Raw genomic sequence first — 21314 nt, 5'->3', positions numbered from 1 at the left:
ATGGAAAACAGACTCTCGGTGAATGTGTCGGCGCCGCGCATAATCTCCATCGGGTTGTTGGGCTCCTTCTATCAACGCTTCACGAACGCAGCGCGATGACGCGTTTCAGCGGTACTTCCGCAGGCTGTTAGGGGTGTCGGAGCAAGTCCGCGTTCAACCATCTCCGGGGGTGTGGGATAGCCACGGATGATCCGGTTGTTGTAGTTCAGCACCGCATAGCAGACGACCCGCCTGAACTCCTGAATGTCGAGCGCCGCGTCATATGCGGGGTGTTCAACACCACGTTCGAATGATCCTTTTTCGACAATCCCCGGAACGAGCGCGTTCCAGATGGCCGGGATGATTCCAAATCGCCGCTCCATTATGCTTCGAAGGTCCGGACGATAAGCCGGCGCATTCGATACCTCTACGCGAAAATACGTGATGAGGGGATGTGCCTTATGAACGCTGCTGACCTCTCCCTGGTCGGCATAAACGATTTCGCACATGCGACTTGCGTCCCATTGGCTCTCTTCGATGTATATATCCAGCGATCGGCAAAAAGCGACCTTTGGACTGATTGCATTGGCAAGGGCCATCATCGCCCCGTCCCAGCACGGTGGATCGAACGTGAGATAGAACCCGACGACCATTGCCGAGTAGTCGTCGACTACGAGATAGAGAACCGGCCTGCCGATAACCTTGGTCCGCAAGACTTGACCCACGAGGTAAATATCTGCGATCGTCGCGTCAATGTGGAAACGCTCGCCGGGCCCTCTCGACGTTCGAAGTCGGCCAGTCAGTGGGCGCTCGTGAAGCAGATATTGTCTGAGGCCAACCTTATGGATGCGTCGTTCCTCATAGGTGTAGTTTTGATAGATGTAGTATTGCAGCTGTCTTGCTGTCAAAACGATACGACCCTTGAGTGTCAGTTCGAGCATTTCCCCCTTGTCGTTGTAGACCACCCTATCACGTAGAAAGGTCGACCGTATCCAGCTTAAGGCCTGCTCGAGCGTCTTCTGTGATCTCGTTCCTTTCGAGTACGCGAAAGAAGCATAGTAATCAGCTGCCAGCGCCAGCAACCGCAGCACTTCCTTCCCCCGGGCTGAGGCCTTCATTTTCCTGCGTTTTGGTGTCGACCCACCTGCTTTTTTCCACTGCCGCGGATTCCCTTTTCCGCCGCACCGGTCGTAATCATCAGAGGCCGCCGCCGGCGTCATTCCCTGCTGCCAAAAGCGCCTAAGCGTTCTATAAGAAGTGTCTTCCGATATGCCCGCAACTGCGCAATATCGCAAAATTCTTGTCCTGCGTGTTTCCTTGTGAAGCAACTCTTCAAACTGATCTCCGTAGATCGAAGGCGAAGGCTGCGTTCCGTCATCATCGAACGGGAGGTCGAAGGTCAACAGTCCCGTGATGATCTGCCAGCCTCTTGACTTGGTCGGATCATCGGCAGTTTCCTGGAATTTTTCAGACCTCCGCGACGGGGAGAAAGCCAGTACACGCCTCCGCTCGGACACATTACCTGGGTGCTTCGGCAGTTTTTCGAGCGCGAGTTCAGGCTCGACATTCGTGGAGAGTCGCAGCAGCAGATCGTCCGTTCTAAGCTTAAACGGTAATGCCCTTCGGCAGGATGCCGACTTCGCCTTATGCTCGATGTCGATCAGATGGGTCCATCTAGAGCTCTTGCCAGTTTTCAATACAATATAGATGCGGTCACCGGTGCGCTCTTTTAGCACCTCACCAACGGCGACCGCGCATGAACACGTCGATTGCACTTGCATTCGAGCCTCCTTTAAGATGACCGTCCTAACGTTGTTGCTTTGTCAGGTTTGGCCGCCAGATTTCTTCGAGGCATAAGTTCAGAGGGTCAAGAACGGTGAGGTCAAACGCCAACAGTTGGGTGCCCGCAAGTTGCCGGAAGGCGCGTACGCCGGAACCTGCAGCAAGGGCAAGCGTCCGGTCAATGAGTCTGCATGCCTCGATAACGCGCATCCCTTTCTGCCGTCGGACGAGGCGAAGGAACTCGTGCTGCGCCGCTACCTCGCCGTCAGACAGCTTCCGCCTGAGCATGTCGTTGTACGCCCGGAAGATCCAGTCCAAATTTCTTGAACGCGATGCATGCATGCCGTTGGCCCTGACCACCGAGTACGAGGCTCCATCGGCTTCCCAGGTCTTCTGTTCAATCCGTTGCGAACGCGTCAGCCTGCCTTCAGTTCGTCGGCCACAGGACCTTACGGACTTCGCCTCGCGGTTATGGAGCGCCCCTCGTTCCGTGACGTAAACAAGGTCGGTGCTAAGTACCGCTGCGTCACCAATCCGCGGATAGAACGGATGACGTACATTAATAGATGCCGCCGCTCGTTGCGTTTTATCGCGGTCAAGAGCGACATGTTCGTAGATGACCTTTACGTCATTGCGGTGCCAACCTTCCAGGAATTCCGCGTGCTGTGCCGCGGACATTAAGTGCAACTCCCCAAGCGCCGCCTTCTCGCAATACAACCGTGTTTTGATTCCGGACCCTCGCATCTCCCCCGTATGCCGCCACCGGTAGTGAAATCCTTCGCTGTTTGCTTTCGCCTGTTCCTTGAGCTTGCGTGCCAGCGTTGCCTTTTCATTTTTTAACGCTTGCTTCGTCATTTGAGCCTCCAGCAAGAGAAGCGCCGGATGCCGTGCTATGAAGCATCCGGCGCAGAGTTGGAAATACAGCCTTTCGCTTTGGACCACTGGTGTGACGAAGCAGCACCGATCAGGCGCTGCTTTGCCCCTATGGGACCAGCGATCTTGGAGACCAGACGATTACCGCAAGCGACGCTCTTGCAACAATCGGCCAATCGCAAAGTCGTTGCAGTATGCGGCGGTACATGCGACCCGCCGCGCTGCCTCCCAAGCAAGGGCTGAAGAGTCCATAAGAGCATCAATGCGTGCCGGGTCGACATTCAGTTTCTTCGGTCCCGGATAGTCCGCGAGGATGCTAATCGTGGGACGCAAAGGCTCACTGACGGCGTGAGTAGCCACAGGCTTCTGTCGATTCGCGTCACGAGTTTTGGGAGGTTTCTCAGCGTTCGAGCTGGAGGACGCGGATGCGCTCCGCCGGGGTTCGAAGGAGAGCTCCTTCAGCCTGAGTCCGAGGCTCACTAGGACAAACTTGAGCAGCTTAGCCTGCGTTCGACAAGGATCAACCGCGCAGATGACCAAGCTTCCACGAGCGACGATAATTGCAATCAGGGCCGCCGTCCGGATTAGGTGCTGACAATCCTCATCGGGGGCATCCAGCGCGATGACCGCTGCGTCCCTAAAGGGTTCTCCCGTTGCCATTCTCTCCAACGCGGCGTCAAGGCTCACTGACAGGGTGTTTCTAAGCAGGCAGTGCCTATGGGCAATCAGCCGATAACGTGGTGAGATGCACGCGACACGGTTCGCCAAACTGTCCAACTCCAATAGGCGATCCCCTGACCGCGCGCCGTTGAACATGAGAACCTCGGTCGGAACGTCATCGCGACATTCAACGGGAGGGCTGGCGCGGCGGAAGTCGTCTACGACAGTTGCAGGCTGCTGCTGGACAGCAGATCGCCGATCGAGCAGCCTGGAATGATATTCCGGCGACCCTCTCCGCAGCCCTACAAGGCTTCCTCGGCCGACGATGGCCTGATCGTGCACTTGCGGGCAATCATTAGACGAAAGCATATCCCTTCTCCTTCGGAGAATGGTTGACAAATAGCCTCGTCCGCGCGACCATAAGCGCTGCAAGCAAGCAGTACATGGCTCGCTGTCCGGGGCCGACAATAGCGGATGCCCCGTTTGCCGACGGTGCATCCGTTTCTCTTTGTGCGGGAGCTTTTTGGCCGCACCTATCCCTTCCGCGCGTTGCGTAACAATCGGACATAGACGTCCGGGTCACCCAGTCGCCGGAAAACAATCGCTCGCTACATACCTCCTTTCGCACTTGCGAGTCGGCGGTCGAAAATCTGCCGCTGGCTCACATGTTTTGCGTCGTCACAGTTTCATCGGACCCACCGCTTTGCCGCTACCGCGGGTGGAGATGAAAGCGTTGGAACTGAGGCGTCCGCGAGTCGATCTTCCATCCGAGCGACCGACCACAATCCCAAGCAGAATGCAGAAGAGCACATCTTTTTCAAAGCTACAAGAGGTAAATTTCGTCGGTGGATTAAGGTGCGTTAAGACGTATGAGATTTATTCGTCATAGCGTGGAGTTCTTAAGCTACTCTCCGATTGGCAGGTAGGCCCGATTCTCAATATCGCATTATATTTTCACGCTATATGTTCCAAGGACGCAATTTCACGCGCGGCCGTGCGCCCTTGTAGTTTTCGATACGATGTGAGAATGTGTGATAGTAGCCAATTTCTGATGAATGATTGCCATCGCGGCAATACTCTTCGTACATTCCTTATTTCTCGATAGACTATGACTTGACATCCTCGTGACGTGCATTTTAATAGTTTGTTATCCTTATCAATTAAGGACTTTCTAGACATCGGCGAGTTCTATGCCATATGTTAGTGTGAAAACGTGTGCACCGTCCGGACCGGGCCGCAACAATTGGCTTGCAGCCAGCGCCAGCAGACAAGATCTATTGAAGCTTAATCGGCCCACGCGACGTGAGGGCATTTTCAGCGTAGACGGACACTGCATTTTCAGGAGCAGGGAGGCATGCACTAGGTCATCGTGTGGGGGCTCGTGCGAGAAAAACTCACAGAAGCGGTCTGCTAGCAGTCCGACTCTTAAAGCAATTTTTCTTGCGCTGCAGCATCAAAATGATGCGCCGCAACGTAAATGTTCTCGCCTCGCGCCCTGAAATCTAGTGCACGCCAACCTATTGACGCAATGCACAAGTATTTCCGTACTCTCGGCAGGAATGGGACACGCACGCCTTCTGCCGTTGGCACGGCCGCATTATTCGGGACCTGACGGACGAGGTACGGGCGCAAATTGGACCTTTCGGGACGCAGGTGAAGCCGTTGGCGATCAGTGCTGGCGAATGTGTTTTTTCGCAAAATGCGAATGATTCGTGGCGTCCGGAGCGCCCATCTCAGCATGCGATCGAGGCATCTGAATCGGGTCGCTTTTCAGCGACCCCATCGGAACGATGGGATTCGTTCGTCGCACGCTGGGTTCCGCTCGCCATCCATCGACCGACGGTGCCCACGAAACGCCCAGGCTCTACCCGTCCACGGGGTTTCGTCTCCGTGCTCAGCAGTCCAATAATGAGGCGATCCTCATCTCGCGGAGGAACAAGTGGCCCATCTGCTATATATGGAACTCGTGGCGTACGAGATACAACGAAAAACTCGGGTCCGAGTAAGTAGAACGCGCGCGATTCGGCCAATGCAGACGCTCAGGTACCGACCCTCACCGGGCGACTACACGATGCTAAGCGGCCGTTCACCCGAGCCGGCTCCAGAGCGGCGACTCTCACATCGGCGAGCGCGTACTTACGGCCCTCAACAGTTCGTCGGCCCAGCGCAGACTCAGCGGCGCCCTTCAAGTGTATTGTGTTTAAAAACTCCCCCTTCTACGGAACCGGACCCGCCGCAGAAAAATCGGCCTCTTAGATCGCTCTACATGCCGCTCGTGAGCCTCGGGTAAGGGTGAGAGGACCTCTGAAATCCTCGCTGATCTCCTTGCAGCGGAGTTTTTCAACAAAATAGGCTGTTTTGTTCCCCGAAACCAACTGATGCTGAGATGCTGACAAACAGTGGCTTAGTTGATGATGATGGCCCCCGACTCGGGTCCGCACCAAGACCTGTTTGGATTGAACGCCATATAGTCCAGCACCCTTACAACTTCCCGCGTCGGAGAGGTCGTCTCAGTTCGAACCGCGCGTGAGCACGCCTGCGTCCGCAGGCGTTGGGATCGCACGCTGAAGACGAATGGCGTCCCGCGTAGATGGTTCGACGGCAATTTCCATCGGACCTGACATAACTGTTTTTGTTCGCGTCACGTCGCTGATAGCAAGGAAACACCTCATGCGATCCAATCCGGAACGTGGATTGCTTGCGCTCGCCGCGATTCCCTGCGCTTATCGGCACAGGACTGCTTTGCGTGACGATCCACTCAGCCATGGCCGCGCCACCGGCTGAGGCCAGCTGGAACAATGCCGTAGCAAACCGTCGCTTGCCGAACACCGTGACTGCTTGCCCGCCGCGATCAGGCAGTCCGAAATAGAACTGGCGGCTGCGGAAAGAGGCGCGCCGACGTCGTAAAACTCGAAAGTAGCAGCGCAGGCCGCCGTGCAGTGCATCCCGTACTTGCCTTTGACAGGGCAGCGCGTGCCTTTCGCGCATTTCGGGATGCCGAGAGCGGGCGCGTGCGGGCATCATATGGCTCGGGCAACGGCGGGGACCTTGCGGCGAATGTGACCTCTGTCGAGATGAACATTGCGCGCACCAGGCTCCTGACAGGCGAAGTAGCGAAGCGCTGACGGCCGTCGCCATGGTCCCGCGATGCGTCAGTCACGGTTTCCTGGGACGCCCAAAGGCGTTGAGCGATAAGCAGGAGTCGGCGGCGCTGGAGCGGTTGGCCCAAAGGCAGACGGTCGCTGCCATCGCGCGTGAATTGAACACGAGCCGCCAGACCATCATGCGTCAGCGCATGCGCGTCGATGTAGCCGCCGCGACTTGAAGTCTGCTGGTGGATTTTGTAACTGGTTGCACGGCAGCCGATATAGAATCTAACCCAGTACCCTTCCGAGGTCGGTATTTTGCGCACTCATGCAAAATACATAACATCAGTGTCAGAGTGAAAGAGCTGAAAACGGGGAACATCCTTTTGAATCACACGCAACAAACGAAATTCGCGACAATCGATGGCGGTCCTGACGAGGCGACGAGCAACCAAAATGCACGCTTCTGACTACGTGATTGCCTGCGCGACCCTACTCGGGCCGATATTCGCCGTACAAGTCCAGAAGTTCCTCGATCGGAGGGGTGAGCGCACGCGCCGGCAAATCGAAGTATATCGGGCTCTGATGGCTTCACGGATGACGCTAAACTCTCCGCAGCACGTTAATGCGCTCAACGCCGTACCGCTGGAATTTCATGGGAATGCGAAGGTCGTGGACGCATGGCGTGATCTTTTGATGCATCTAAATACCCCGCATACCAATCTGGACGCGTGGGCACAACAAAGAATCAAATTGTTCGTTGAACTCCTCAAGCAGATGGGGAGATCCCTGCATTACGGCTTTCGGGATGTGGAAATCCAAGACCACGTTTATTACCCACAGTGGCAAGCGGCCCTGATGAACGATCAGGAAATGCTACGTAAGGCGCTGGTCGATCTCATAACTGGTAAGGCATCGCTACCTATGAATGTCACAGGTTTTCCGGCCGATGCTGATTTGGCCAAGCGCACCGCCGAGCTACAAAGCCTGCTGATCGAATGGCTGGAGGGCAAGAGGACGCCCCAAGTTACCGCCAGCACGACCGGCGAGGCACCTGCGAAGTAAGCCGGGCCGCGCGCCTAGCGCAGCCAACGCAGCTTAGCGTGTTTCTTAACGTACCAGTCTGCCAAACAGGAAGGTCGGGCATTGTCACAAGGGAACATCATGTCGAAGCCGAAAATCGCATTCGTTGTGGGTCACTCAAACTGGGGGAAATCACACACCCTTCGGGCACTAACGAATGGAAGTCGCTATCAACGCAGGCTGACTGTCAAGGACGTTGAGTTTCTCATCAGGCGCATGTCGAACGACGACCTACCCGAGAGCTTTATCCAATTTATGGCGACCGCCGATCCGCAGTCGATTCCAGCTATCATCGCAGCACTATGCCCAAACTTTCAAGATGAGAGTGCAGCAACCGATTCCGTGCTCACAGAACTTCGCACCAAAGGCTACCGGCTGTTTTTTTGGGTGATGGAGCAGCAGTACGGCACCGCGAACACAATGCCGGCCGGCGATATCAGCCGGCTCCGGAAATACGGAACCGTGGTGGTGTTCCCAAAGGTCGCCGAAGCCACTACCCGCGCCCGAAGCTTTCGCAAATTTGTTTCCGACGTAGTTCTCGCCTAAAAGCGCAGCCTACATTTATATGAGCGGCCTGCTTGCCTGCTGGAAGTCAGCCAAGATGGCAATGACCAAACGTTCTGGCGCTTAAAGAATAATGCGCATTCCTCGACAAGCCACGGACCAACACGTTATGCTGAATTGGGCGTACTTTCCGAGATCCGACAAACCGACCTCTCTCGCCCAGGCTGTTGTGAACGCATTCGCAGCAAGCCACATCGACATAACCTCCGCCGAACATTCCCTGCCAAGCGATGGGGTGCTTGCTCGTGTGGCACCGCATTTACGGGAGCTGGGATTCACTGTCGAGACCGGCAAGAAGACCGCCGAGAAAATACGAGTTCCAGTCTTGTACGGAAACAATGGGCGTGTCTCGAAAGCGTTCGAGGCTGACGCCCATCATGTCGAAGGCAAGTTCGTTGTTAAGGTGGAGGCCGGTCGGGCAGTAGTGAACAATCAGTTTCTAAAGGACCTATTTCAGGCCTGCATGATGGACGACGTCGATTATCTAGCCATTGCGGTTCGCAACGTTTACCTTGCGGCAGGCGTCAAGAATCCGGACTTTGACCGCGTGATCACGTTCTTCGAGACAATGTACGCCAGTAATCGGATGAGACTGCCTCTCCGAGGAATTCTAGTGATTGGCTACTGATCCGGGACGCTGATGTGCAGAGTCAACGCTGCGCACCGCGGTGCGGTACCGGCTTTTTGCAACCGGATCACAGTTAATTTTGTCCGGCTTCACGGCATCGATTTTTAGGGATATTCCGGCGGCGGACGGCTGTCCCTCTCTCCGCCAGGACATCAATGAATACGGTAAGCGTGGCACCAGCGACGTCTTGACTGGAGATCTTGATCTTCAGGTTGTGGTGCCGAGCTGAGCGGCAACAGCCCACGGCGTGAGTTCGCCGATGCGGTTGATCGCATGGTCGGCGATGCGTGCGAGCACGTAGCGCAGATAGGGCTCAGGATCGATGCCGTTGAGTTTTGCGGTGCCCACGAGGCTGTAGATTACGGCGGCACGTTCGCCGCCAGAGTCTGCTCCAGCGAACAGATAATTGCGGCGACCGATGGCCACCCCGCGTAGCGCACGCTCGACTGGCAGGTTGTCGATTTCGAGCTGGCCATCATCGCAGTAGCGTGTGAGCGCTTCCCACCGGTTCAACGCATAGAGGATCGCCCGACTCGTGTCAGATTTGCGCGAGAGCGTTTCGAGCGTCGTCGTGAGCCACGCATGGAATCGGTCAAGTAACGGCCGCGCGTGCTCCTGACGATAGGCGCGCCGCTCGTCGAGCGGTTTGCCCCTGATCGTTTCCTCAATCCGGTATAGCGCGCCGATATGTTCGAGCGCTTCGGTGTTCAACGCATTGGGGCGCGCTGCGTGCAATTCATAGAACTGTCGTCGAGCGTGCGCCCAGCAAGCTGCCTCCGTGACGCGCCCGGTTTCGTAGATGGCCTGGTAGCCACCGTATGCATCGGCTTGCAGCGTACCGTTGAACGACCCGAGGTGCTGCTGCGGATGGATACCCTTGCGATCCGGCGTATAGGCGAACCACACCGCCGGCGGTGTGATGTCGGCCGATGCACGATCATCGCGTACGTACACCCACAAGCGACCCGTCTTCGTCTTGCCGTTGCCCGGAGCAAGCACTGGAACCGGCGTGTCGTCGGCGTGCAGTTTCGTCGCCGACATCACGTGAGCACGCAGTGTTTCGACGAGCGGCTGCAGCAGTGTGGCCGCGTGACCGACCCACTTCGCAAGCAGCGAGCGATCAAGCTCGACGCCTTCTCGCGCGTACATGATCGACTGCCGGTAAAGCGGTACATGGTCTGCAAACTTCGAGACCAGCACGTGGGCGAGCAGACCTGGGCCGGCGAGACCGCGTTCGATGGGGCGGCTGGGCGCAGGCGCCTGGGAGATGTGATCGCAACACACGCAGGCAAGCTTCGGGCGCACATGACGGATCACCCGGAAGCTGGCCGGTACGTACTCAAGTTGTTCGGAGACGTCTTCGCCCAGCGACTTCATCACGCCACCGCATTGCGTGCACTTCCCGGCGGATTCGGGCATATGCGTTTCGATCTCGCGCGGCAGATGTTCGGGCAGTGGCTTGCGCGGTGCGTGTTCCACAGCCGTGCGCGGCGTCTTCGGGATTTCGACCGGTGCCGCGCCTGCGTCGGCCTCAAGCTCTTCGAGACGCAGCTCGAGTTGCTCGATCTGACGGTCCAGCTTCTCCGACTTGCGACCGAACTGCATACGGCGCAGCTTGGCAATGAGCAGCTTCGGGTGTTCGACTTCGGCTGCGCGCGAAGCCAACGCGGCTTGTTGCGAGTCTACCGTTTCTTGCAGCTTGAGCACCTGAGCGTCGCGCTCGCGAAGCGCCGCCTCCCGGCTGAGCAGCATGGCCTTCAGCGTTTCGACATCGTCGGGAAGTGGGTTCGCGCGCGTCATGCAGGCAGTTTACGCGCCAGCGATGACGTTTACAACGCCGAGGTCGGTCTTGCAGTTCTCGTCGGTTGCCGCCAGTCGATGCCTTCCAGCAACATTGATAGTTGCGCCGGGCTCAGGCAAATAACGCCACCGTCGGCTTGAGGCCATACGAAGCGCCCCTTCTCGAGTCGCTTCATCAGCAGGCACATGCCATCGCCGCTCCACCACAGCACCTTGAGCAGGTCGCCGCGTTTGCCACGAAACACGAAAACGTGCCCGCAGAAGGGATCGCGTTCCAGCACGGTCTGCACCTTGGCGGCGAGACTGTTGAATCCGGCACGCATGTCGGTCACGCCGGCAGCCAGCCACACACGTGTGCCGGCAGGAAGACCGATCACGTCTCAGCCTCCGCAGCGGCACGCAACGTACGCAGCACAACGCGCAGCGTGGCTGCGTCGGGCGTGCCCTCAATGCGCACGCGTGCGATGCCGACACAAATCTCTATCACTCCCGCGACGGCCGGATGGGCCTTGCTCTGCGACTGAACGGACAATGCAGCCGCGTTCTCAATCGTGCGTTCCTCGGGCACCACTTCTACCGGCAACAGTGTCGGTGGCTCATACAGTCCGGCCTGGTAGGCTCGGCGCCATTTGAACAACAGGTTCGTATTGAGCCCATGTTCCAGAGCCAGCCGGGCGACCGAGACACCGGGTTCACATGCCAGCTTTGCGAGTTCCCGTCGGAACTCGATGGGATGGTTGGGGGTACCTTTACGTGTCCGTCTGGCTGCTGTTGCAATCTCAGGTGACAAAGTAGTCTCCACCACTCATTTGGTGGGGCCTACTGTGTCCACTTTGGCGCCATCGGTCTAGACGGTACGAGAGCAACGCTTACTGAATACGGGCCTTTCGGCCCGTTTTTCGTTTCTACCCGCACCACTACCCACACACAGTCGAGCGGTGCCCAAATCGCGTCACAACCTGCCGTTGAATCGCCGCTAGGTGCGTTGTCTAGGAACAACCGAGCGGGCTAGACGTTGTCGAGCTGATCGAAAAAGACGCGGGTCACCAGATCCGGAATGGTCTCGAACGTCCGGATCAACATCGGCGTCACGTCGACACCGTTTACCTTGAAGTCGTCAGTCACGTGTGCCAAGCGCTGGCCTGCAAAATCGCATGCCGTGATCCACGCCTGCTCGACACACTCACGGTCGGGAAATGGTCCACAACCGACGGCAACACTTTAGCGAGCGGTGTGCCATCGGCCCGTCGATAATCTTCAATCCCGATGTCGCCGCGGCGCGTCCGCTTGTTGATTTCCTGCAACTGGGATGGATTGCCGCCCACTTTTAGCCCCAAGAACTCCAGAAGCAGCCTCGAGTAAATCGCTGCCATGCTGGAAGTGGTCTCCGTGTAGACGACTAGAAAGGTGCTGCAGACCGGCTCGCTGACGCCGTCCACTCGGATCTCAATTCCGTCCATCGGACGGTGCCGTTCTGCGAGCGACAGCGCGGCTAGACCCGCCCGCACGCCTTGGACATAGTACGGAATACGCGATAAGCGCAGGTTCAACAGTTTCTCACTGCTCGGCCATTGAGACTCTACCGCCGCGCTTCCATTCATCGCTATCCCCGGTGTGGAATTGCGGCGATGCTATCACGCGACGCTGACGCTACCAGCTGAACCTCGCTTCTCGCGCGTGCCGTGCCGTCAACTCCCTCCCCACCGCAGAAACGCGTGCGCACTTCGAGGATGGCGGCGCCGTAGCTGTGTCGGGGCTCGCCGCCTTCCTCCCACGACTGCACGGTCGAGCGGCTCGTCAGTACGATGTTCGTCAGGCGATTGCCCGCCGCTCTGAGGTCGGGCGAGCACGTCGACCCATTGGATGCGGTGGCGCAGGACGAGGATGTCGGTGTGCCAGAACCATGAAGAGTCACTTGCTCTTCTTGGGTGGGGAGAGTGTCGTTTCTGCTCCGCCGGGCGGCCGCCCCAACACGCGGTCACCCGCGTCACGCCAGCGTTGATTGTCAATCAACGACGACTGCGACGTGGCTAGATTTTCGCAGTTCGGAACCGCCTTTAGCATCGTTTGTACACTGTCAGCAAGAGACTTCGGCATCCATGGGTTGAGCTCGATTTTCTTAACCCAGTTCAAGTCGATGTCGATCTCAAGAGCGGCGGCTTGTGGCTTCTTTGACCAAGCGATTATCCGATATTCGCGCTCGGAGCCGTAGCCAACTCGTTTCGAAAACGGTAGATCTTCCAGGTCTGCAGGGCCGAGATGATCGACGTCCTCGAGCTTTACATACTTCATATCGCGAAAGCGGACATACTTCGTCTCTTTGAGAGCGGCTTCCAACGGCTCGCGCCAAATTTCGATGCAGGCACCCTCGGCCGCCGGCGAATAGACTCGCCAGTGCGCGTACGTTTCCGTGCAAGTGGCCGCACACAAGGCGTAAAGAGAATTCAGGTGTTTGGCCTCTTTGTAGAGTTGCATGAACCGTCTGTCGTTTTTATCGTCCCAGTTTTGTGGGTCCAGCAGCGCCAACTTTTTCCGAAGAAGGGTGTCAAAAACGGCTGAAAGCGGGAGGTATCGGCGAATGTAGTTTTTAGTTTGACGCAAGGTGCGCGCTCCGGAGATAGGAAGGGTACCGGGGAAAAATGCTTCGCGCGTTGACACTAACAGAATCAGATGGATTTCCCTAGGTGCGCGCTCGACATCTTCGTCGGGTCCGCGCCACAGATGCGCGCTTGGACTTCGAGCAGCAGGCGACGCTCCTACTGGCCCTCATACGTAATTCTGCAAAGATCGGGGCTTGATCGTGCAGGCGATGTCTAATCGCTCGCCTCAGTGGAAATGAGTGACGCCCGATGGAGTTCCTTCTATGCAGCGCTGTCCGCAGTGACCCAGGCCAGTGTGCCGGCGCCGACCCGGCCTGATCTCCAGCCGGCCTCGCTGGACATCCGGGGCGCGCGCCTGCCTGGGAGATAGGGCAGACGCTTGCCTTCAGCCCTTTTTACTGCCACGACCCGATATCGGCGTCGTTTCCTTCCCCACCGGGCTTCCCATCTGCGCCATAGCTGAACACATCGATCTCACCATGGACGCCCGGGTTGAGGTACTGGTATGAGTTCCCCCAAGGATCACTAATCCGCAACATCCCGCTGGCAGGACGCTCGAGGTATCCGCCGTCCTTCCAGTTAGTGGGCACCGGCCCCGCCGTCGGTTTCTCGAACAACGCTGCGATGCCTTGGTCTTGCGTAGGGTATAACCCGTTGTCGAGTCGATAGAGTTTCAGGGCCTGCATGATGGTGCCGATGTCCTGCCTAGCGGCAACGCGCCGCGCCTCGTCCTCTCGAACAGCGGCCGGATTCGCCATCAGCATTGCAAGCGCAGTAGCAGCTTTGGTTGCTTTTTCTTGCGCTTCGGCTGCTTTTTCTTGCGCTTCCTTTGCATCCGCCTTGTCCTTCGAGGCGAGTGCGTTTATGCAGTTCGGATCGTCCTTCAACGCCCCGGGATTCGAATTGCACTCAGCCACTGTGCGCTGACGCAGATCAGTGTTCTGGTCAAACTCGTCAACCTTGTAGATTCGATCAAGGAATGAAACCTTCGTCGGACTGCAGGCGGCGAGCGCAACGGGAAGGAGAGCAAGAATCAGTGTTTTCTTCATTGTTTTGATAACCGGTGGTTCTACCTTACGGGATATCGGTCGCAGCCGAGAAAAACTTTACATTTCTGTTCAAGGCGTTACAGCCCGCTTCACTTAGACCGTCTCAGCATCAACGCCTATGAGCGCAACCTTTCGCCCGAGGCTGCACGCGCAAAGCCGCGCGATCGAAGGAGCAGTTTGCTCGGCCTGCATCTTCGGCCGCTGATAGGCCGGATCGCGTTCGTCGAGGCATTGAATGACGTTCGGCCGCACAGTGTGGGTACCGGTTCAGGTAGAAGCGGAAAGCTCCTCGCGAGGCGTTGCAGGACAAGGGGCAGGGGCGGAGAAAAGCTCCGCCTTGCCCGCTGCGTTGCCCTGTGCCTTGCGCCGCCGCCCGTCTTCCTGCAGTCGCACGGCACGTTGATGTTCGAGTGGCTCGCTGTACTCGCGCTCGGTCTGCCGATTTCTTGGGGTTTCGGCCATGGCTGGCCGTCGACTAACGGCCGATCTAGATCGCTGACCGGCCATTCGAGCGTTGATCGCTAAACGTCCGCATTGGCCGACGACTTGCCGTCCGAGGGCTCCGCACAAATGACCGTGCCAGGCTGCGACTGCTGGAACCAGTTGCATTGAGTCGCCCGGCACGCATGAGTCGAAGCGCGTTCCGCGTTGCCCATCAGAAGTTATTCCGCCGGACGCAAAGGAGGTGACGTGCAACGGAGCGCACCGGTTCGAAGCACGAGCATCAGCCCGTGCCGGCTCGCCTCCTCCCCAAGTGCCGGATGAAACGTCCGTGCTCTTGCGATAAATACCCTTATCGCAAGTGCACTGCGGGCAACCTAAACTGTGTTCATGAAAACCGCCCCTGTCCCGGCTCCCGGACCGGGGAACGGACCTTCCACCGGATCGCCCGCTGCCCTGGCCGCCGCACTGCCCATTCCGTTGCCTGGTCTTGCGTCGCTCGCCACGCTGCGCGCCTGGTACGAAGGCCTGACGGCGCGCGAGGCCGTCACGCGCTATCTCGCCCACCTCCGCAGCGATGGCCAGTCCTCGCGCGGCGTGATTGCCCGTATCCGCCGGCAGCTCATCGCGTGCGCCACGGCCCGCCAGCGCGACGACCTGATCCCGCTCTTCGCGCTGCCGGCCGCTGGCCGCACCCGGTACGCCGCGACCGTCGTGCACGCGATCGACGTCCTGCGCTGCACCCCGGGGCCGCAGCCGCGGCTGACCGACAGCGTCGGCGCCTGGCTGCCGCCGCGCATCGCGCAGGTGCTGTGCACCGCCCACATGAGGACGCTCGCGGAACTGACCCTGCGGGTGCCGCGGCGGCACCTGTGGTGGCGCGGCATTCCCGGGCTCGGGCGCACCGGCGCGGAGCAGGTCGAAGCGCTGTTCGCCAGCCACCCCGCGCTGACCGGCCAGGCGCGGGCTCTCGTCGAACGGGTCCAGCCGTCGCGGGAGAACGACATTGCACCCTGGGAGCGCTGGCGGCCGGTGCCCGAACTGGACGGCTCGCGCGGCCGCTTCCGGGCCCCGCGCCGCGCCTGCCTCCTCAATGCTCGCAACGACTACGAGGCCGTGCTGGCGTGGCTGGCGCTGCACGAGGCACCGCACACCGCGCGTGCGTATCGTCGAGAGGCCGAACGGCTGATGCTGTGGGCCATCGTTGAACGGCAGCAGGCGCTCTCCTCGCTCACCACCGACGATGCGATTGCCTACCGCGCCTTCCTGCGTCATCCGGCGCCGCGTGCGCGCTGGACCGGTCCGCCGCAGCCGCGCAGCTCGGCCGAATGGCGGCCGTTCGCACGCGGCCTGTCATCCCGCTCGGCGGGGTATGCGCTCACCGTGCTGAACGCGCTGTTTCGCTGGCTGATCGAACAGCGCTACGTGCTCGGCAACCCGTTCGCCGGACTGACCGTGCGGGGCGGCCAGCACGCTGCGCCCTTCGATACGGTGCGTGCGCTGACCGGCAGCGAGTGGCACATCGTACGCGGCCTCGCGGACGGGCTCGAGGGGTCGTGTGGCTGGCAGGCACCGGCCGCGCAGCGCCTGCGCTTCGTGCTGGACTTCCTGTACGGAACGGGGCTGCGGGCCCATGAACTGGTCGGCGCGAAACTCCACGACATTCACGACGATGGCAGGGACGAATGGTGGCTGAGCGTCGCCGGCAAGGGTGCGAAGCCTGGACAGGTGGCGCTGCCGCCCCTCGTGCGCGACGCGCTCGACCGGTACCTTCGGCAGCGCGGCTTGCCGGTGACGCGCCAGCGATGGGAGCCGTCCATGCCGGTGGTTGCATCGCTTGCCTCGGCAGCCCACGGCAGGGATCCCATCACCTGCACACGATTGCGCCAGGTGATGGATGCTTTCTTTAAGCTGGCCGCTGCGCTCGTTCTCGCTGAGAACCCCGACCTGTCGTCGCGGCTGCAAAAGGCCAGCCCGCACTGGCTGCGTCATACGCATGCGTCGCATGCGCTGGCCCGTGGCGTGGAACTCGTCGCGGTGCGCGATAACTTGCGACACGCGTCGATTTCGACGACCTCGACGTATCTGCACGGCGACGATGCGCGTCGGGCGCGCCAGTTCGTGACCGCATTCGGGCGACCCGCCGCACGTCAGTAAGGCCCCCTCGCCGCTACGATCTCCGCTTCATTGAACAGCGTCCGGCAATGGCCTCCGGATCGTGAGCAAGTTCGGTTGGCTTTCCGATGAGGCAGCGCGCCCGGTCGGTCAGTCACAGCGTCTTCTCAAGTTCGGCGACGAACTGCGCGGCCGGAACACCCAGAGCCTCACACCAGTTACAGAGTTCGACAACGTCCAGTCGGCGTTCCCCGCGCTCGCATTTGCTGATGAAGGTCTGGGTTGTCTCAAGGCGAGCTGCGACTTCTTCCTGTGTAAAGCCAGCCTCTTCTCGGGCCGCTCGAAGCAGCTGAACAAACAAAGCGTACCGGCGGGAGTAGATAGATTTTTCCATTGGCGGCTCAACGCGACGAGCCGCAAGGTTGCATCCTGTTTTGGAATAGTCCAAAATAGACTATTTGCAAGTGATGTTAGATGAAAGGACCTGCCCCAACGGTTACCGACCCACAGAGCAATTGCCGCCCCTGGCTGGCAACTGCCGAGCAGACGCAACTGCTGTCGAGATACCCACTATTTTTTCGCGCCGTAAGCCTCCCCGATGCCTATCCATCAAACATGGCGCACTTCGGGATTCAGTGTGGCTTCGGCTGGTACGCAATCGTCGAACAGTTGGCGCACGAGATCGAGTGCGAACTTCGTGCAATGTGGCAGGACATAATCGATTTCCCGCTGACCCTCGCCCTACTGGACCAGACACTTCTGCTGAGTCGCTGCGATTCCCCTCTCGTTCCGGTGTGCACCAACATTAGCCAGTGCGCGGGCGAAATGATCGTCGATGTCATGGACGGACTTGTGTGTGGACTTGATTCCTGGACGCGCATTCGCAGGTCCATCGAAAAGGCGAAAGCGAAAAGTCGCGAAATCTGCGAGAGCTGTGGCAAGCCCGGGCAGTATCGGGAAGGCCATTGGCATCACGTCTATTGCGATGAATGTGCAGGGCCAATTGCAGCCTCGCAGGCTGACTCTTCCATCTGTACCGACGACGGCAATGGCCTTGATGCTCCCGATCGGCTGTTGGCGGCGCGGCTCCTGCGCTTCGCAACGCTGGTCTGGGATGACGCGGCCGACGCCGACGCCTGGATGCGCTGCCCGCATCCCGAACTCGGCGGCACGACACCGTACGAGGCTGCAGCTGACCCTGCCGGCGCAGCACAGGTAGAAGCTATCTTGGGGCGGATCCTGCATGGGATCCCGACATGAGTAGCCATCACACTCGGGCCGCTTCGTGGCTGTCTCAAGCGTTACGTCGTCGAGATGCGAACGCAGGAGCCTCGACGTCGCGATCAAAGCGATCAACGAGACTGGTCGGCTTGCGCGAATACGTGAACGACGGAGAAAGCAATTGAGCCCTGAGCTGGACGCCATGCTGCGCGCCCACTATCCCGCGATCTTTATGGTCGACCCGGTTGGCGATCCCTACGATCTCGACGGGCCTCCTGTGCCGTCCGCATTCGCGACTTGGGGCTTCGAATGCGGCGATGGATGGTATGACCTGCTCAACGCCCTGTGCCTGAACCTGCAGCACGCGACGAAGTGCGGGGCATCGCAGGTCGTCGCCGTTCAGGTGAAAGAAAAATTCGGCGGACTTTGCTTTTATGCGAACGGACCAGATGCCGAACAGGCGGGCATGATCGAACTAGCTGAAACGATGAGCAAGCAGCTCTGCGAGGTGTGCGGCAATCGAGGCAAGGCGATTCGAAACGGCGGGATCAAAACGCGCTGTCCTGAGCACGAAAATGACTGAGGCCTCCGGCTGCCTTCCGTTAATGCCACGCGCGCCCGTACCAAATCAAAATGCGCGTGGGTGGTCCGGCTCTTATCAAGACCAACATGTCGAAGAAAGTAAGTTGATAGCAGACTGATTTGGACGCTCGCCATGATGATCGCCGCAGGCCTTGACCTGGCCCCGCCTCGCGCTCTGGGTACGCCCCGATCTATAAAAGCTGGAAAACGACAAATCTGCCGCTAGCGAAGCGCGTTGCGACATCCGCGCTGCCCTAGCGAAACTAGCGAAGCTCGTGTACGACATCAGCTTGTCGGAATAGCGCCATGAGCACCAAAAGCATGTTCAGGTGCCAGAAAGCGAGCTGCCGGGTTGGCAAGACCTCTTCGAGGTTAGACGGCCGAGCGGCCCTTTTGGGCCAATATCAATCGGCATAGTAAGAGTTTTGAGACGCAAGAAATGGTGCAGCGACTGCAGGATATTCTCGGGCAGCTTTATCGGCCTCCGACTGATGGGACGCGTCAGGTATTCGCGTTGTCAAGAACCAATGCGGAAAAGCTGCCGCAACTGTCCTCTATGGCCGTCATTTCAATCACAGCGCCCTATCGTCCGTCGGCGAGCATCGGTAAGTTCGCTCATGTGCTGCGCTTGAGCTTCGCCGACGTGGATTTTCTGAATCCAGACCTGTCCACCAGAGCTCGGGAGAAGCTTGCCCACGCCTTCACCAAAGAGCAGGCCAACGCAGTCCGCGCCTTCGTCGACGCATTGCCTGAGGCAATAGCATCGGTGGTTGTCCATTGCGAAGGCGGATACTCACGCTCATGTGGTGTCGCCGTTGCACTGCATCAACTGTATGGCTACAGCATGAACCACCAGCATCTCGCCAGCGCGAATCCCTCGGTTGTTCGAGTGATGATGGGCCAAGACCGGGGACCGCGGATGTCGAAGAATTTCCGCCGCTAATCTCGAGGACTTTCATTGAAAAGGAAAGCGGCACCCACATCGGCAGGCCAAACATGACAACAAACACTGAAACCGAGCACGTTCCCAACAACTTTCCGAGCGACGACTCACCTAGTGTAGTCGCCGGCGCGCGACCTAAGATTTGCGTCGTTCTTTCCGAGGGAAAATACGTCGCCGGCCAAACCGACCTTGATCGCAAAGAACGCTGGAGCATTTGCGAAGACCTCGCGCACCAGCTCATACCGAAAGCCGAAAGCGACGCTGCTGCTCATCCGGAGCACAGTAATGAGCTCACCCTTGAACGCGTGCGCGCCGCGGTCGCTCGAAAAGGCTGGGTGTCGAACGCAGAATTGACGTGGCTCATCTCTCGCATGAGAGTGTTGTTGAACTGGTAAGTGTCCCCGGGTGTTCGCCTTTTTCGTCTTTCGCCCCATCCGTGATGGCTACCGATGCATCTCCCGCGGAACTGCGTATCACTTGTCCGCACAGCCGAACGAGGCGTCAGCCTAGACATCGTCAAACGCAAGGGTCCGCAGTTTGAAGGTGAACTGACCGTTAACTTGCGACCCGGAGGCTGCGCTCATGAGCCGACATCGCAGACAGCGCCGGGCGGTTACGCCAGCTAAGAGCCTAACAACCGAAGTCGCAGTTGCACACTGACCGTTTATCAGATTCGGTGCGCATTTTCGCCTCAGCCGCGGGGGGCTACCGGAGAACCCATCGTCAGAAGGCGGCCGGCGCACATTCCCGTTTTTTCTGGCTCCACGATTATGGTGCACGGTGCAGCAACCCTCCACCACTGAACCTTTCGTGCCGGGGCCATGCCGAAAGGGCCGCCTGGGGCAGCTGTCGGCCCAGGAAGCGCCACTCGTTATCGCGCTCAAGTGGACGCTTGGGCGTCCACTCTGCAGGGCGTTTCTGTCATCGACGTGAAAGCCGGTCGGAGGCTCGTGTAGATTGCTCAGACGGTTCGGCAACCCCAGAATCGCAACGTTTCGTTCCTCAAGCGTTTTTTATTTCGCGCCATTCAAGTAGTGCCATTCGAAGCCGCGTGGACCCTCGTGCACCGTACCGCAAGACGTTTCCGGAAAGTGTGCGGGGAATACGATCGCCCCCGTTGCTGCCGCATGTTCAAGAAGCGATTGTCTTGATGCTCGCGCCTGTGGCTGATCAAGGCAAAAGGTTGAATTCCACTGAGGACGATAGACCTGCAGCGGACTATGCATGACGTCCCCAGAGAACAACGCCGTCTGTCCCCGCGAGCGAATTTCGATGGCCATATGCCCAATGCTATGGCCCGGCGTCGGGAGAAAGCGAATGCCGTCGACGATTTCCTCCCCTTCGTCCGGCACGACGCGAGCCTGTTGGGCTTCGATCAGCGGGAGTATGCTGTCCTCGAATACCATGCGCCGCGGTTGTCCTTCGGGCGTTTGAAAATAATCGCATTCGCGCTGGCTGAATACATAGGTGGCGTTCGGAAACACGGGTGTCCAGCGGTCGTTTTGCCAATGCGTATTCCAGCCAACGTGATCGACGTGCAAATGCGTGAGCAATACTTGGTCGACTTGCTCGCGCCGGAAGCCAGCCGCTTCGAAGCGCTCAAGCACGGGGTTGTCGAGCTTGTCGAAAAGCGCGCTAAATGGCCGCGCCTTCCCGTTGCCAATTCCCGTATCGACGACGATAGTCAGGCCACTGATTTCCACGACCCACAAATGCGTTTTCAGCGACACCCGTCGATTGGTGAGATCAAGGCTGGCGGTCGAACAGTATTCTTCCAGGGCTTGGCCGCTTGCGGCATCCCAGTCGGGAAACAAGACATCGGGAGCGAGTGCGAAGGCCGTTTCGTCGACCCGGGTGATCCTTGCCTCGCCCACGAGGTGGGTATTGGAAGCGTTTTTCATGGCGATG

20 protein-coding genes and 1 pseudogene are annotated in these 21314 nt (G+C 58.8%); 9 read left to right on the top strand and 12 right to left on the bottom strand.

Going from position 1 to position 21314, the window contains the following annotated elements; all coding sequences use genetic code 11:
* Positions 1-71: 71 nt before the first annotated feature.
* Positions 72-1760 carry a hypothetical protein gene (locus tag AB3X89_RS29870; RefSeq protein WP_368586493.1) on the bottom strand — a complete coding sequence of 563 codons (1689 nt, stop codon included), beginning with the start codon at positions 1758-1760 and terminating at the stop codon, positions 72-74.
* Positions 1761-1785: 25 nt separating this feature from the next.
* Positions 1786-2616 (bottom strand): heteromeric transposase endonuclease subunit TnsA, encoded by an 831-nt coding sequence (locus tag AB3X89_RS29865; RefSeq protein ID WP_368586492.1) that lies wholly within the window; start codon positions 2614-2616, stop codon positions 1786-1788.
* Between the two features lie 3814 nt (positions 2617-6430).
* Here AB3X89_RS29865 and AB3X89_RS29860 point away from each other — a divergent pair.
* From AB3X89_RS29860 to AB3X89_RS29845, 4 genes are all read left to right on the top strand, one after another.
* Positions 6431-6619 (top strand): helix-turn-helix domain-containing protein, encoded by a 189-nt coding sequence (locus AB3X89_RS29860; RefSeq protein WP_368586491.1) that lies wholly within the window; start codon positions 6431-6433, stop codon positions 6617-6619.
* 217 nt (positions 6620-6836) lie between these two features.
* Positions 6837-7445 (top strand): DUF6680 family protein, encoded by a 609-nt coding sequence (locus AB3X89_RS29855; protein ID WP_368586490.1) that lies wholly within the window; start codon positions 6837-6839, stop codon positions 7443-7445.
* 99 nt (positions 7446-7544) lie between these two features.
* The gene (locus tag AB3X89_RS29850; protein WP_368586489.1) at positions 7545-8009 is read left to right on the top strand and encodes a hypothetical protein; all 465 of its coding nucleotides are present in this window, start codon (positions 7545-7547) and stop codon (positions 8007-8009) included.
* A 187-nt stretch (positions 8010-8196) separates the two neighbouring features.
* A complete protein-coding gene (locus AB3X89_RS29845) occupies positions 8197-8655 on the top strand; it encodes a hypothetical protein (protein ID WP_368586488.1) in 459 nt (152 codons plus the stop codon).
* A gap of 207 nt (positions 8656-8862) precedes the next feature.
* On the opposite strand, the gene AB3X89_RS29840 is transcribed toward AB3X89_RS29845, so the two are convergent.
* From AB3X89_RS29840 to AB3X89_RS29805, 8 genes and pseudogenes are all read right to left on the bottom strand, one after another.
* Positions 8863-10455, bottom strand: coding sequence for an IS66 family transposase (locus AB3X89_RS29840; RefSeq protein WP_368586487.1), 1593 nt, complete (start codon positions 10453-10455; stop codon positions 8863-8865).
* 29 nt (positions 10456-10484) lie between these two features.
* Positions 10485-10805 (bottom strand): IS66 family insertion sequence element accessory protein TnpB, encoded by a 321-nt coding sequence (gene tnpB, locus AB3X89_RS29835; protein ID WP_368586486.1) that lies wholly within the window; start codon positions 10803-10805, stop codon positions 10485-10487.
* Between the two features lie 23 nt (positions 10806-10828).
* Complete coding sequence (locus AB3X89_RS29830; RefSeq protein ID WP_368586485.1) at positions 10829-11245, bottom strand: transposase; 417 nt, start codon at positions 11243-11245, stop codon at positions 10829-10831.
* A 218-nt stretch (positions 11246-11463) separates the two neighbouring features.
* Complete coding sequence (locus AB3X89_RS29825) at positions 11464-11589, bottom strand: hypothetical protein (RefSeq protein WP_368586484.1); 126 nt, start codon at positions 11587-11589, stop codon at positions 11464-11466.
* The gene (locus AB3X89_RS29820; protein ID WP_368586483.1) at positions 11577-12056 is read right to left on the bottom strand and encodes a hypothetical protein; all 480 of its coding nucleotides are present in this window, start codon (positions 12054-12056) and stop codon (positions 11577-11579) included. The genes AB3X89_RS29825 and AB3X89_RS29820 overlap by 13 nt, the downstream gene beginning before the upstream one ends.
* Before the next feature lie 310 nt (positions 12057-12366).
* Positions 12367-13056, bottom strand: a complete 690-nt coding sequence (locus tag AB3X89_RS29815) for a hypothetical protein (protein WP_368586482.1) — start codon at positions 13054-13056, stop codon at positions 12367-12369.
* 394 nt (positions 13057-13450) lie between these two features.
* Positions 13451-13942, bottom strand: coding sequence for a type II secretion system major pseudopilin GspG (gspG, locus tag AB3X89_RS29810; protein WP_368586497.1), 492 nt, complete (start codon positions 13940-13942; stop codon positions 13451-13453).
* A pseudogene (locus tag AB3X89_RS29805) lies at positions 13919-14104 on the bottom strand (EexN family lipoprotein); the annotation flags it as partial. The pseudogene AB3X89_RS29805 and the gene gspG, both read right to left, overlap by 24 nt.
* An 831-nt stretch (positions 14105-14935) precedes the next feature.
* Between AB3X89_RS29805 and AB3X89_RS29800 the strand changes: the two are divergent.
* Complete coding sequence (locus AB3X89_RS29800; protein WP_368586481.1) at positions 14936-16702, top strand: phage integrase family protein; 1767 nt, start codon at positions 14936-14938, stop codon at positions 16700-16702.
* A gap of 112 nt (positions 16703-16814) precedes the next feature.
* Here the strand turns inward: AB3X89_RS29800 and AB3X89_RS29795 are convergent, their stop codons facing one another.
* Complete coding sequence (locus tag AB3X89_RS29795; protein WP_368586480.1) at positions 16815-17054, bottom strand: helix-turn-helix domain-containing protein; 240 nt, start codon at positions 17052-17054, stop codon at positions 16815-16817.
* Positions 17055-17134: 80 nt separating this feature from the next.
* Here AB3X89_RS29795 and AB3X89_RS29790 point away from each other — a divergent pair, with 80 nt between their 5' ends.
* The 4 genes from AB3X89_RS29790 to AB3X89_RS29775 all read left to right on the top strand — a co-directional run bounded on the left by AB3X89_RS29790 (position 17135) and on the right by AB3X89_RS29775 (position 19801).
* Entirely contained in the window at positions 17135-17920 is a 786-nt protein-coding gene (locus tag AB3X89_RS29790; RefSeq protein WP_368586479.1) for an antitoxin Xre/MbcA/ParS toxin-binding domain-containing protein, read from the top strand.
* A 142-nt stretch (positions 17921-18062) separates the two neighbouring features.
* Positions 18063-18464 (top strand): hypothetical protein, encoded by a 402-nt coding sequence (locus tag AB3X89_RS29785; RefSeq protein WP_368586478.1) that lies wholly within the window; start codon positions 18063-18065, stop codon positions 18462-18464.
* A 438-nt stretch (positions 18465-18902) separates the two neighbouring features.
* Positions 18903-19406, top strand: coding sequence for a hypothetical protein (locus AB3X89_RS29780; RefSeq protein ID WP_368586477.1), 504 nt, complete (start codon positions 18903-18905; stop codon positions 19404-19406).
* 53 nt (positions 19407-19459) lie between these two features.
* The gene (locus AB3X89_RS29775) at positions 19460-19801 is read left to right on the top strand and encodes a hypothetical protein (RefSeq protein WP_368586476.1); all 342 of its coding nucleotides are present in this window, start codon (positions 19460-19462) and stop codon (positions 19799-19801) included.
* Between the two features lie 618 nt (positions 19802-20419).
* On the opposite strand, the gene AB3X89_RS29770 is transcribed toward AB3X89_RS29775, so the two are convergent.
* Complete coding sequence (locus AB3X89_RS29770; RefSeq protein ID WP_368586496.1) at positions 20420-21307, bottom strand: MBL fold metallo-hydrolase; 888 nt, start codon at positions 21305-21307, stop codon at positions 20420-20422.
* Between the last annotated feature and the right edge of the window lie 7 nt (positions 21308-21314).

Origin of the sequence: Paraburkholderia sp. BR14320 (genome assembly GCF_040948665.1) — a bacterium.
GTDB lineage: Bacteria > Pseudomonadota > Gammaproteobacteria > Burkholderiales > Burkholderiaceae > Paraburkholderia > Paraburkholderia youngii.
This window is presented reverse-complemented; position numbering and strand designations above follow the sequence as displayed.

Coding starts and splice junctions, on each gene's coding strand:
- AB3X89_RS29840 (WP_368586487.1), bottom strand. CDS start 10,455: ATGACGCGCGCGAACCCACTTCCCGACGATGTCGAAACGCTGAAGGCC.
- AB3X89_RS29790 (WP_368586479.1), top strand. CDS start 17,135: ATGAAAGGACCTGCCCCAACGGTTACCGACCCACAGAGCAATTGCCGC.
- AB3X89_RS29860 (WP_368586491.1), top strand. CDS start 6,431: ATGGTCCCGCGATGCGTCAGTCACGGTTTCCTGGGACGCCCAAAGGCG.
- AB3X89_RS29865 (WP_368586492.1), bottom strand. CDS start 2,616: ATGACGAAGCAAGCGTTAAAAAATGAAAAGGCAACGCTGGCACGCAAG.
- AB3X89_RS29855 (WP_368586490.1), top strand. CDS start 6,837: ATGCACGCTTCTGACTACGTGATTGCCTGCGCGACCCTACTCGGGCCG.
- AB3X89_RS29870 (WP_368586493.1), bottom strand. CDS start 1,760: ATGCAAGTGCAATCGACGTGTTCATGCGCGGTCGCCGTTGGTGAGGTG.
- AB3X89_RS29770 (WP_368586496.1), bottom strand. CDS start 21,307: ATGAAAAACGCTTCCAATACCCACCTCGTGGGCGAGGCAAGGATCACC.
- AB3X89_RS29795 (WP_368586480.1), bottom strand. CDS start 17,054: ATGGAAAAATCTATCTACTCCCGCCGGTACGCTTTGTTTGTTCAGCTG.
- AB3X89_RS29850 (WP_368586489.1), top strand. CDS start 7,545: ATGTCGAAGCCGAAAATCGCATTCGTTGTGGGTCACTCAAACTGGGGG.
- AB3X89_RS29820 (WP_368586483.1), bottom strand. CDS start 12,056: ATGAATGGAAGCGCGGCGGTAGAGTCTCAATGGCCGAGCAGTGAGAAA.
- AB3X89_RS29780 (WP_368586477.1), top strand. CDS start 18,903: ATGGTGCAGCGACTGCAGGATATTCTCGGGCAGCTTTATCGGCCTCCG.
- AB3X89_RS29800 (WP_368586481.1), top strand. CDS start 14,936: ATGAAAACCGCCCCTGTCCCGGCTCCCGGACCGGGGAACGGACCTTCC.
- AB3X89_RS29775 (WP_368586476.1), top strand. CDS start 19,460: ATGACAACAAACACTGAAACCGAGCACGTTCCCAACAACTTTCCGAGC.